This window comes from Bacillus sp. OV322, assembly GCF_900112495.1.
Taxonomy (GTDB): domain Bacteria; phylum Bacillota; class Bacilli; order Bacillales; family DSM-1321; genus Peribacillus.
This window is the reverse complement of sequence record NZ_FOMA01000002.1, coordinates 325,264-338,028: the sequence shown is the minus strand read 5'-3', so window position 1 is coordinate 338,028 and position 12,765 is coordinate 325,264. Positions and strand designations below refer to the sequence as shown.

The 12,765-nt window shown below is 41.7% G+C and carries 9 protein-coding genes; 2 read left to right on the top strand and 7 right to left on the bottom strand.

Annotated elements, in window-relative coordinates:
- Nucleotides 1-15 precede the first annotated feature (15 nt).
- Nucleotides 16-1,128 (top strand): DUF5050 domain-containing protein, encoded by a 1,113-nt coding sequence (locus tag BM126_RS05985; RefSeq protein ID WP_177201327.1) that lies wholly within the window; start codon nt 16-18, stop codon nt 1,126-1,128.
- Nucleotides 1,129-1,184: 56 nt separating this feature from the next.
- Here BM126_RS05985 and BM126_RS05980 read toward each other — a convergent pair whose 3' ends face one another.
- From BM126_RS05980 to BM126_RS05970, 3 genes are all read right to left on the bottom strand, one after another.
- Entirely contained in the window at nt 1,185-1,901 is a 717-nt protein-coding gene (locus BM126_RS05980; protein ID WP_090988664.1) for a polysaccharide deacetylase family protein, read from the bottom strand.
- A 79-nt stretch (nt 1,902-1,980) separates the two neighbouring features.
- Nucleotides 1,981-2,934 carry an LCP family protein gene (locus BM126_RS05975; protein WP_090988663.1) on the bottom strand — a complete coding sequence of 318 codons (954 nt, stop codon included), beginning with the start codon at nt 2,932-2,934 and terminating at the stop codon, nt 1,981-1,983.
- A 449-nt stretch (nt 2,935-3,383) separates the two neighbouring features.
- On the bottom strand, nt 3,384-4,586 hold the full coding sequence (locus BM126_RS05970) for a right-handed parallel beta-helix repeat-containing protein (RefSeq protein ID WP_177201326.1): 1,203 nt from the start codon (nt 4,584-4,586) through the stop codon (nt 3,384-3,386).
- Nucleotides 4,587-5,127: 541 nt separating this feature from the next.
- Here BM126_RS05970 and BM126_RS05965 point away from each other — a divergent pair.
- Nucleotides 5,128-7,677, top strand: a complete 2,550-nt coding sequence (locus BM126_RS05965; RefSeq protein WP_090988661.1) for a bifunctional 2',3'-cyclic-nucleotide 2'-phosphodiesterase/3'-nucleotidase — start codon at nt 5,128-5,130, stop codon at nt 7,675-7,677.
- Between the two features lie 49 nt (nt 7,678-7,726).
- Here the strand turns inward: BM126_RS05965 and BM126_RS05960 are convergent, their stop codons facing one another.
- From BM126_RS05960 to BM126_RS05945, 4 genes are all read right to left on the bottom strand, one after another.
- Nucleotides 7,727-9,586 (bottom strand): S8 family serine peptidase, encoded by a 1,860-nt coding sequence (locus tag BM126_RS05960; protein WP_090988660.1) that lies wholly within the window; start codon nt 9,584-9,586, stop codon nt 7,727-7,729.
- Between the two features lie 208 nt (nt 9,587-9,794).
- On the bottom strand, nt 9,795-11,012 hold the full coding sequence (locus tag BM126_RS05955) for a right-handed parallel beta-helix repeat-containing protein (protein WP_090988659.1): 1,218 nt from the start codon (nt 11,010-11,012) through the stop codon (nt 9,795-9,797).
- Between the two features lie 250 nt (nt 11,013-11,262).
- Nucleotides 11,263-12,009: a TasA family protein gene (locus BM126_RS05950; protein WP_090988658.1), complete on the bottom strand. Its 747-nt coding sequence runs from the start codon at nt 12,007-12,009 to the stop codon at nt 11,263-11,265.
- Between the two features lie 65 nt (nt 12,010-12,074).
- Nucleotides 12,075-12,620 (bottom strand): signal peptidase I, encoded by a 546-nt coding sequence (locus BM126_RS05945; RefSeq protein WP_090988657.1) that lies wholly within the window; start codon nt 12,618-12,620, stop codon nt 12,075-12,077.
- Nucleotides 12,621-12,765: the final 145 nt, after the last annotated feature.

Genomic DNA, 12,765 nt, shown 5'->3' with positions numbered 1-12,765 from the left:
TATAGGATGTGGAGAATGTTTAAGCGAAAACTATTTCTGCCGCTGCTGCCTGCCATTTTGATTTTTTCCTTGCTTATGCCTATTTCCGCCCCAAAAGCCAGTGCAGCTTCTTCTGATGATTTTCTGTATAACTCGATCTACAACGGAATTCTCCACATGCAATCTAAAATTTCTCTCGGCAAATATGGCCAGGAAAGCAGCAAGATTACTGCCGCCTATCAAAAGGTGCTTGATAACCATCCGGAAATCTTTTATACCCAGTACTACTTTCAGTGGTCACCCGGTTATTTTTATCCGAAATATATCAGCTCCAAAAGTGAAATCACCAAAATGCAAGCGTCCCTTAACAGCAAGGTGAACGCTGCTGTAAAAACAGCAAAAACAAAGAAAACCGAACTTGAGCGCATCATTTATCTTCATGATTTCCTTGTGAACAGCACGTCCTATGATTATGATCATTATGTAAAAAACAGCCTGCCGCAAAGCTCCTTCACAGCTTACGGAGCGCTCGTTTCCCATAAAGCGGTTTGTGACGGATACGCCAAAGCCTTGAGGCTCCTCTTGAATAAAGCAGGCATTTGGGCAATTAAGGTGAACGGCACAGTAAGCAGCGGAGACCACGCCTGGAACATGGTGAAAACAGGTGGAAGCTATTACTATATCGACAGCACCTTTGATGACCCTGTGACAAACGACCGTTCCGACGTGCTCACGTACAAGTACCTGCTTGTTCCGGAAAGCAAGCTTGCAAAGGACCATGTCTGGAATAAAAGTAAGCTTCCAAAAGCAAGCAGCACCAAATATCAAAAGCTCTATTCCCTATCTGATTTTGTCCGGTATAATTCAAGCATCTACTATGCCAATCAAAATGATCACAAGCTTTACAGGATGACTCTGACAGGATCTTCGGTTACTAAAGTAGACAACCATCCCATCTACTCGCTGAAAATCATTGGAAGCACGCTTTATTATATTAATCTTGCAGACCATAATTCTGTCTATCAGATGAAGCTTGGGGGCACTTCTAAACAAAAAATCAAAAATACGCAGGCGGGCTTTTTATCTGTAAAAGGCTCAAGCCTCTACTTCTACAATAATGTTTCGAACAAAATGGTTAAGCTGAGATAACACAACTTCAGCTGCAAGAAGCCCAAGCCCCTTCAATCAAGGTGCCTGGGCTATTTTTATAGCCTTTTATCATTAAAGAAGTTCACAGTAAAATGATGCTTTGGATCATAGGCTTTCATCTCGTATCCCCTTTTACGGAGATAATCCAGAATCTGCGGCAGCTCCTTCACGGTTTGGCTGTTTTCATGAAGAATGATTACCTCACGTGTCCGCTTTGTTTGAGCTTTAATATTTTCAAGGATTTTCTCCGGATGCCGGGCCAACGCCCAGTCTCTTGGATCCACTGTCCAATCCCACATTTTAAAGCCCTTTTTGACCGCATAATCTCTCATCACCTTAGTTGTATACGTGCTTCCGTAAGGGGCCCGCATTAACCTGCTTTTAAAGCCGCTGATTTTATACAGAGTTTGCTGTGCAGTGACCATTTCATTCGCAAAATTTGTTGAGTTGATTTTATATAGCTTATGAGCATCATGGCTGACACTATGCAGTGCTGGATAATGTCCTTCACGGGTAATGCGGAGTACATTTTTAGGGTTATTTTTCATATTTCCGCTGATCATGAAAAACGTCGCTTTCGTATGGTATTTCTGGAGGATGTTCAAGATGCTATTTGTATATTTGCCTGGACCGTCATCAAAGGTAAGGTATACGGTCTTCTTTGCTGCGGTTTCTTTCGCGTTAACAGGATATGCTGAAACAAGCAAAACAGGAACCAAAAGAAAAAACAGTAACATCAGCTTCCTGCAATTTTTCACGCTCCAATTTAACATCCGCTATCCCCCTGCACTTTTAATGTATCAAAATTATATGCTGCACGAACTTTCCACAAAACAAAAAAAATCCCCCAAATTATTTGGAGGATGACAAAAATTGCTGAAGTGCGGCTTTATTTTTTTCAAGATCGACAGCAAGCACTGCGCCGATTCCGGGAATTCTTTCATTTTCAAAGGTGCCGTCAAGCGGAATTCTCAGCTTATCAACACTTTTAGCTTGTCCTGTAATAACATCCTTGCCTAAAATCAGCATGGTCTTCGTGTCGATATTTGTATCAATATATGGTGCTGTCATGCCAAGAATTTTTGGCAATTTGACGACATTATTGATTTCTGTTGCCTTATCCTTTAACTTACCAAGGACCTCCTGCTGCCGCTGCACCCTGCCGAAGTCACTCATATTATCATGGCGGAAACGGACATATCCGAGCAGCTCCTTGCCGTGGAGGGTTTGTTCTCCCTTATGGAGCGTCATATCGATGCCTGATGACATATCATGCGGCACATTGACCTTGATGCCGTCCGGGGCAATCGTATCCACAATTTTAGGGAATCCTTTAAAATCAACAATCGAATAATAGTTGATATTGATCCCGAAGTTTTCTTCAATGGTTTTGCGCAGAAGCTCTGGCCCGCCAAATGCGAAAGCGGCGTTAATTTTCTGCTTGCCGTGCCCTGGAACATCAACATAGCTGTCTCTCATGATCGATACAAGCTTCGGTTCATGCGTGTTTTGATTATAGTGGGCGATTAAAATGGAATCTGTCCGGGAATGCTTTTCACCGCGGGAGTCACTTCCCAGCAAGAGAACATTAATCTGCCCGTTATTCGGCAGCTTACCGTTAAAGTCGTAACTCGCGGCCTTCTCCTTGCCTGCCCCGTCCAGAGCCTCTGACATGCCTTGCTTATACTGAAAATAAACATAGGCACCAGCTGCAATAAGCAGCAGAACAAGAACAGTAAGAAACCTTCTTAATCCCCGTTTCTTCTTCTTTTTCTTTTTATGTCTTGTGCTTCGTGAATTATCCAAATCTAAATACCATCTCTCTGTATTTAATTTTTAATGAATTTCTTTACTTTATGGTTTGCAAAAAACTCCAAAATAACAGCAAAAACTACATAATGTACTATATCATGTTTAATGCCATTCATCATCTTTAAATATCTTTTTTTCATGCCCAATAATATTGAATTAGAGGAAAAAACAAGGTATTTTCATGAAGAATATCAGTGCGGGTTCAAAAAAGCAGGGTGTGATTTCCATTTATCTGGATAATTGTTCCGAATTCCCGCTGATTAGAGCGAAATCTGCTCCCATTCGAGCCAAATCCAGTGTCATTCAAGCGAAATGCCAACTTATTAGAGCCAACACTAGATAAAAGCAGCAAATTTTAAGAAAACATCCTTGTCATAAAAACCTTACAAAACATGAAACACCCCGCACAGCTCTTTAAAGGAACCATGCGGGTGTGTCTAAGCTTATTCCTTTATTACACAAGGAATTTTAATCGTGTCATTGTACACATTATAGAAGTGGTTGATACGGATGAAAGTTTCGCTCGTATTCTTCACTATATTTGTTTTAAGCGCGTCCATGTTTTTCTGGCTGAGTGTATTATACGTTATCGCATATTGAGAGCCAGGACCGTCATTTTTTGCCGCAAGAAATTGCATCGGGCGCCCTGTGTGTTCAAACGTATTATTCTGGAAAATTGGATTGGATGCTCCGCTGGCAAGAATTCCGCGGTATTTCGCATCACCTGCAGCCACGTCTTTGAAGCTGTTTTTTTCGATTACGGCATTCGACCAGTTCATGACCCGAATAGCATCCAAACGGGTATTCGTTATGCTGTTTTTCCGGATAGTCACATGTTCATGATACGAGCCTCCGGAGTATTTATGTGTCCCAATGGCCCGGTCCAGATTACGGAATGTATTGCACTCTATCGTCACATACCTGTTTGGCGTTTTATCATATGTACTCCATTCCTGGCTCCAGCCTTTAGTCGAACGATCTGGGGTGTCCAGGTTGATCGCCTCTTTGTTCCGGTTCGGGGAAGGCTTGGAATCAACAAAAGAATTGTTGATAACGGACACATGATCAGATGCGTCCATTTCGATAAAATGTCCTGACTGCATATGCTGAAAATGTATATTCTGCACCTTCACATTTTTATTATGGCCCATGATGATCGCGATGCTTTCATTATCATACTTCATATCAATTACAGCATTTCCCTCACCGATGAAGGAGATATTTTTTTCACCATTATATTTCCCGTATACACCCTTTTTTCCTGAACGGGAAGGCCTAATCAGCTGGAACATGGATTTAGCTGCGGCAAATTGCTTCGTTCCGCTTACTGTCCCTTTCACTAGTCTGACACCGTTTTTCAAACGTATGGTGACATTTGAAGGAACATATAGGGTATTCGAAATGGTGTATGTGCCGCCATTTAGGGTCAGTGTGCCGCCGCCCTTTTTCTCCAGCTGCTCCAGATAAGAGCGAAGCAGATAATAATGCTTGGTATTATTATTGTAGGTGCTGAAGTTCATCATATTTCCGCTAAAAGTCTTGCTGCTAGGTGTAATTGTGTAGGCTGCTGCTGCGCTTGCCTTTGGCGCAAGCATACTCGCTGAAAGAAGCAGGGCCGCTGCCGCTGCTCCGTATTTTCTCATCATGCTGAAAAACTCCTTCTTATTTAAAATATCCTCTTGTTTTATCGGATACTTTGCCGGGGAATTTAGCAGGTGCCAATCCTCCTGCCTGATAAACATAAAATAAAGTCATTTCCGGAACGATATACACATCTTTTCCTATTAATAAAGGGTCTTTTCTTAAAGATTGTTGTTTTTTAATCTGTTCTGTGAGGTGATCTTATTGTTAAGTCAGGTTGATTGGAGCGTAGGTTGCGAGACTCCTGCTTAGATTAGCGGAAAGCGAGCATCCTGGAGGGAAATCAATAATTCGTCAATCAAATATAGCTTAAACAATACCAAATATTAAGAAATTATTATTTTATCTGCAAAATTGAAATTTTTCATAAATACAGTACTTTTTACCTATATATTTCCTTCTCTCTTCCTAGTAATAATTAAGAGTATTGTTTTGATATATTGCCTCGCGATATGTCGTATCCGGCAGAAGGAGTTGGTAGTTTTTATTTAGATTTCATCGCTAAACTGGCTTTTAATTTTAGGAAAAGGAAAGGTGTATACCAGAATGACAAAAAAACTGACTAGATTCAGTAAAGCAACTGCCTCGGCATTTTTATTCGGTACATTGATTTCACCAATCGGATCCCTATCAGCTAACGCAGAAGGAGAAACTGCACCAGGACAAGTAAAGCTTCGCATCCTCGAAACAACAGATATCCACGCAAATGTTATGCCATACGATTACTACAAGGATGCTCCTACTTTAGAGTTCGGATTGGCAAAAACGGCTACCCTGATTAAGGAAGCCAGAAAAGAAGTGGACCCTGAAAACTCCATGCTGTTTGACAGCGGAGATTTGCTTCAAGGTAACCCTTTGGCAGATTATGTTGCAAAAGTGAAGAAGCTTCAGCCCGGTGAAGTGCATCCTGTTTATAAAGCGATGAATACTCTTAATTATGATGCCGCTTCTCTTGGAAATCATGAATTCAACTACGGTTTAGACTTTTTGGATCAGGCAAAGAAAGGCGCCAACTTCCCGTATGTGAATGCCAATATCTACAAAGTGGATGGCGACAATGATGATTCAAATGATGTAAATGAATTTGAGCCATATAAGATTTTAGATAAAAAAGTAAAAGACGCAAATGGCAACGAACAAACGATTAAGGTCGGTGTTATCGGCTTTGTCCCTCCGCAAATCATGGATTGGGATAAAGACAATCTTGCCGGAAAAGTGAAAACGAAGGATATCGTCAAAACAGCTGAAAAGTTCATTCCTAAAATGCGCACCGATGGAGCACAGGTTATCATTGCACTTGCCCACTCAGGCTGTGACGTACAGGCGGATGGCCTTGAAGATGCGGAAAATGCAGTGTATTCCCTAAGCAAAGTCAGCGGAATAGATGCCATCCTATTTGGCCACAAGCATGTAACATTCCCTGAAGCAGCAGAGTTTGCCGGCAAACCAGGCATTGACCAGGCAAAAGGAACCATCAACGGAGTACCTTCCCTTGAAGCTGGTTATTGGGGAAATAACCTTGGAGTTATGGACATCACGCTTGAAAATGAAAACGGCCAATGGAAGGTCAAGGATTCCCAGTCGGTTAACAGGCCAATCATGGAAACTGTGAACGGTGTTAAAGTATCTAAAGCTGATGCTGACCAAACAATCGTGGATGCAGTTAAAGAAGCGCACGAAGGCACTCTTACTTATGTAAGAGGCAAAATCGGGGAAACAAGCGCACCAATGGACAGCTATTTTGCCCGTGTGCAGGATGACCCTACCATTCAAATCGTGAACAATGCACAAATTGCTTACGTGAAAAATTATATCGACACTAAGCTTCCAGAATATAAAGGCTTAACGGTATTATCTGCTGGTGCCCCTTTCAAGGCAGGACGCCAGGGACCAAGCGATTATACAAACATTGCAGCTGGAGATCTTTCCATCAAAAGCGCAAATGACCTGTATCTGTATCCAAATACATTAAAGGCAATCGAGCTTACTGGCGCACAAGTGAAAGAATGGCTCGAAATGTCTGCCGGACAGTTCAACCAAATCGATCCAGCGAAAAAAGATCCTCAGGTGCTAATCAATTACGGCTTTGAGCCATTTAACTATGATGTTATCGATGGCGTGAAATATCAAATTGATGTAACACAGCCGGCTAAATATGATCTTTCTGGAAAAGTCGTGAACCCTGATGCTAACCGCATCAAAAATCTGACTACACTTGACGGAAAAGCGATCGATCTTAATCAAAAATTCATCGTTGCAACAAATAACTACCGTGCAAGCGGCGGCGGAAACTTCCCGGGACTCGCTGGCGGAAAAGCCAAGATTGTCGTTGATTCACCAGATGAAAACCGTCAAGTATTAATGGATTACATCTCATCAACTGGAAAAATCAATCCGTCTGCAGACAGCAACTGGTCGATCCAGCCAATCAATAAAGACGTTACACTTACATTCAAATCTTCGCCAGACGCAGAAAAAGCAGCTGCACAAACGAAAACAATTAAGTACCTTGCATCACTAACAGATGATAAAGGAACTTGGGGTTCATACTCCATCACTCCTCAGTCATTCACTCCTGCACCGTCACATGGCGATACAACACCGCCAAAGGCTCCATCTGTCAGCTCAGTAACAGATCATGATAGATATGTGACAGGTAAAGCAGAAGCTGCTTCAAGTATTACAATTAGGGCAGGAAAAACTATAATCGGAGTGGGAATGGCCGATAAATACGGCAAATTCTCTGTTTCCATCAAGACCCAAAAAGCAAACACATTATTAACTGTCACAGCAACGGATAAAGCCGGCAACATGGGCAGACCTGCTGTCGTTACTGTAAAAGATAAAACAGCGCCAAAATCGCCAAGTGTACACCCGCTTAAAACAAGCTCTACACTTGTATACGGAAAAGCAGAGCCTCGTTCATATGTATACATCCGTTCATCGAATAAGACGATCGGCTGGACTACAGCAAGCAAAACAGGCAACTATGCAATCAAGATCAAGAAACAAAAAGCTGGCCACGCTATCTATGTAAAAGCAAAGGATGCTGCCGGCAACATCTCCATTCCTAACAGAGTGGTTATTAAGAAGTAATACGAAAACCCCCGTCTCAAACGAAGAATTGAGACGGGGGTTTTGTTTGTTATGGCTGTACCACAATTTTTGTTGCCTTGCTTTTATTTCCTGATTTATCTGCTGCGGTCAGATAAAGAACCGTTCCCTTTGCCTGCCTTGTTTTCAACTTTACCGAAAAGGTTCCTGTACTGCTTGCCGTGCCTTTAGCAAGCACTGAACTTCCTTTTTTAAGCAACAGTGAACTGTTCTTCTCCGCTTTCCCCTTGATTATTAAATCTCTGCTTTTTACTTTATAAACAATCGGTGTTTTTGGAGCTGTTGTATCAAGGGCTGTCACCTTAAATGAGTAATTCTGCTGTGACCAGTGATTGTTCGCGTCATAAACTTCAAAGTAATAGGTTCCAGGCTTTAGTGTGCGGGTAAAAGATTCCTTGCCGCTTATTTTTGCCCGGTCATATTGGACGGGAGAAACCGATTTCCCGTTTGCATACTGATCCATCCATACATCACTGTCGATGTTTGTAACACCTGATACATCCACTCTTACCTTCATATTCTTCGTCACCTTCAGGCTGTACCAGTCGCTGTCTCCTGAATAATCGTACCGGTCACTATACGCTTTGTTTAGCGTAACTTTACGTGCTTTTGAGCGCACATTGCCGCTATCATTTTTTATAGAAGGAAAATCCGTCTGGAACGTCCTGGCTGCATCAACCCTGCCGAAGCCAGCTTTCGTACTCCAGCCGTTTTTGCTGCTGCTGAGCTTCGCTGCTCCCTTTTCAAGCAGATACTCTACTTCTATGGGATTCAGGTTTGGTGCCGCAGATAAAACCAGTGAAGCCACACCTGTAACGATCGGTGCAGAAAAGGAGGTGCCTGATCCTATGCCATAGCGTTTATTCATCATGGTAGTAGCGATATTTTCTCCAGGTGCTACCAAATCAAGTGCTCCACCATAGCTTGAAAATTTTGAAACAGCATCATTTTTTCCGGTTGACCCGACACTGATGACCGTCGGATAACCAGCCGGATAATTGACGGATTTTCCATCGTTCCCTGATGCCGCTACAACCACGATACCCTTTCTGTATGCTTCATAGATGATGTCGAATTCTATACTGTTCGGAGCAGGAAAACCGTAGCTTAAATTAATGACCTTGGCCCCGCTTTTAATCGCATAAGAAAGCCCTGCAAGCGCATCAACGGAATTAATGCTTTTAGATGCCGATACCCGGATTGGTATGATTTGCGCAAGCGGGTTAACACCTGCAACACCTACCCCATTATTGGCTTTGGCCGCAATGACACCTGCAACAGCCGTTCCATGTCCTAATGTATCGTTCGGGTTACTGTCTTTACTGTAAAAATCATACCCCTTCAGCAGCTGACCTGAAAGATCGGGCTGCGTGGCATCAACTCCTGAGTCTACCACTGCTACCTTCACTTTGTTTTTTAAAGAATAGTTCTTCCATAAAACAGGCATGCCAATTTTAGAAAGATGCCATTGGTTATTAAGATAAGGATCGTTGGGCAGAGTATAGCCAAACCCTTTTCCTTCCCCCTTCATATTCTCCTCAGCAGAAGTAATGGAGCTTGAATTCTTCATATCCGATAAAACAGATTTGAAGTTTTTAGACTTCGGTACCTTCACAGCAAAAATCCCTTGTTCCTTTAACACTTCCGGCGTGGCTAAAAGCTTTACACCAAACTTCTTAGTTAATTGGGAAGCACTTATTTTGGTTTTCACCACAATTTCACTGCTGTTTTCCGACAATGATGCCAATGTGCCGCTTCGAGATGCACTTCCTCCGAACAAACTCGCCTTTCTCCGATCCTGCTCTTCATCCGCCTTTGCCGAACCAGGAAGCGCTGAAAGCAAAATGGCACCTGCCGTCAGCACCGCCGCTAAGCTATTTAATTTTTTCATAGATTTCTCCTTTTATGTAATTGGCATTCCACTCACAAAAACACACAATACTACAATATGTTTCTGTGATTTCCAGTATTCTCTAAAAATATTTGCTAGCTTCATTTTATTATAGATGTGATGAGTATGTAAAACATAGTAAAAAATTTAATCAAACGTTTGATTAACATGAAAAAAAGCAGAAACACCAGGGTCTCTGCCTTTCACTCTATTCTTCCTCCACAATGCACGGTATGAGCACTGTGTTTTCTTTGCTGTAATCATTAAGAAAAGGATTATATCGGATGAAGCTTTCTTTTGTATCAATGACAATATTTGTTTCAAGGGCGGTATAATTTTCGTCTGAAAGTTCATTATATATCTCAGCATATTGTTCGCCAGGTCCAGTGTTTTGATGAACGATAAATTGAATCGGCCGGCCTGCACGGATAAATGTATTGTATTGGATCACCGGATTGCTTGCGCCGCTCACAAGCATCCCCCGATATTTGCTTACGCCATCTGCCACATCGGAAATGGTATTATATTCGATCACAGCATCTGACCAGTTCATCACCCGGATGGAATCGAGACGCGTTCTCTCTATAATATTGTTGCTGATTGTGACATGCTTGTGGAGCATTCCCTCTGAATATTTATGAGTGCCGACCGCCCTGTCCAAATTCTGAAACAGGTTATTCTCAATATTCACCGTGTCATTTGCTGTTTTATCGAACTTGCTCCACTTCTGGCTCCAGCCTAATGTTGCATGATCCGGCGTATCAAGATTGATGGCTTCTTTATTTTGCTTAAGAGATGGAAGAGAATCTATGAATTTGCAGTTCTCCACTCTCACATTCTGAGAAGCATCCATTTCAATAAAGTGGCCAGAATTCATATGATAAAACCCGATATTTTTCACATTCAGATTTTTATTGTGCCCCATAATGATCGCCAGGCTGTCCGGGACATACATCAAATCCATCTGAACATTACCTTCACCGATAAAGCTGATATTCTTCTCTCCATTATATCCTCCGTACACACCAGACTTCGCAGCCCTTGTTGGACGGATCAGCTGAAAGAGAGACTTTGATGGGCCAAATATTTTTGTGCCTGTATTGACTCCCTTCACCAGCCTGGTACCATCCTTCATCAGTATGGTGACATTGGACGGAACATAGAGGGTGTTGGTAATTGTATAGGTTCCTTTTTTAAGGACCAGCGTCCCCCCTCCCTTTTTCTCCAGGAGTTCAAGGTAAGAACGGAGCAGATAATACTGTTTGGTATATTTGTTATAAGACTTGAACAGCAGCATCTTCTTATCATATGGCTTACTGTCGGGTGTGACGGTGTAAACTGCAGTGCCAGCGTGGGCGGGAAACGGGGCAAGAAGTCCGATCAGCAGAATGACGGCCAGCAGCGGTGCGAAATATTTCTTTTTCATAAAATAAAATCTCCTTATCTATGTATCTGATTTTCATTCATGGATGCTTTTAGCTTACTTCCGATCCAGTAAAATGAAACATTTACTTTATTATACAATATTTGTAATTAAATATTAGAAGAATTAGATAAGTTATATATAGGAAGAAAAAAACATGCTATATAAAACAGAGGGCCTATTGGTCAGAGAGAATATAGACAAAAGAAAAAACTGTGATGAGCTGCATCACAGTTTTTTCTTTTGTCTTCTATTACTTTATTTCAGAGGCATACTTTGCACCATCATCTGTTTGTTTTGCTTCAGCTTTAAGAGTAGCTGAATAAGTAGCTGCCTGGTACTCGTTTCCTGCATTTTCATCCAGCTTTACATCAAATGCGATATCAATGTACTGGTCAGATTTCAAAGTGAAGAAATTGTTATCCCCGATTGTGTATTGCTTGCTGCCATCTCCTGCTGCTTTAGTTGCAGCAGCTGCAGCCACCGCCTGTACGTCTGCAGAAGATAGTTCACCTGATACAACTTCCACTCCTGCAGGAAGAGCAGGCAATGCAGGTGCCGCCGCTAAAGATCTGGCTTGTGCTGGTGCCGGGTTATGGTTTCCTTTAAAGAAGCCTTTTTCCCACTCGATTTTCCAGTTCTTCAAAACATCACCGCTTGGCTTGCTCTTATATTTAAAAGCAACATAGTAGATTTTAAAAGGTGAGGCCGGAGCTTTATCAACGGATGCAGAGTATGTAAGCTTCAGCACCTGATCAAGGCTTCCTGTATTATCAAGTGTGATGAAGTTTCCTGACACATATTCAGAAGGCGCCAGATTTTTTTCGTCAAACAGCTTAGTCGTAATTGCCTGGCCATTATTTACAGACAAGGTGCCATCCTGGATTGTTCCGCTTGCCTGTGTTTCAGATGTAAACCAGGAATATGTGCCGTAGCCTGCACTTACCAATACAGCCCCTGCCATTGATGTTGCTATTAATGCCTTTTTAATATTCTTCATTAAACCATTCCTCCTGAAAATAATATTTATAAATGCATTTAGGTGAAACCAATAAGAATTGAATTTCAGGACTCAGTAACAGCAGGATCTTCTTTTCTGTTCAAGGCCTTTAAAATTCTCTGATACACTTCAATCAATAGAAGGAGCAGCAGCGGAAGGATAATGAAGATGGAAAATCCGGCTGGACTTGCGAGAAACTTTGCGATATTACCTGCTTTCGGTACGATCACAGCCGCAGTCCCTATTATATTCTCCGGTTTAACCAGCCACTTATCTCTTACGTTATTGTTGTCTCCTTTGGTCATTAACCCTTGCTTTGTTACTGAAACAACCCGGTGTGTGATGAGCTTTCCATCTGATATTTTAAAGGTGATGATGTCACCCTTTTTAATGTTGGCAGCTTTCTTCTCTTTCACAAAAATCATATCTCCTGCGCTAATCTTCGGCTGCATACTGTTTGTTAGGACTGTAAATGGCTTATATCCCCCAAATGAAGGTATTTTATCCGGATTTCCCTGTGCCTGGTGTGTGGCAAATACGAGAAAAGCGATACAAAGGATAGCAGCTGCCATAAACAATGAAAATATGATTCTAAAAATCTTTCTGTTCAATATATCACCCCGTTTTGTACTTAATAAAGAACAACTCTATATGACAAATCTACTAAACTTTCGCAGTATAGTCAATGTTAAAAAATAAATTATTTTTATTCGACTTTATTCTACAAAATTCATGCAGTATTTTTACCATTTTTAC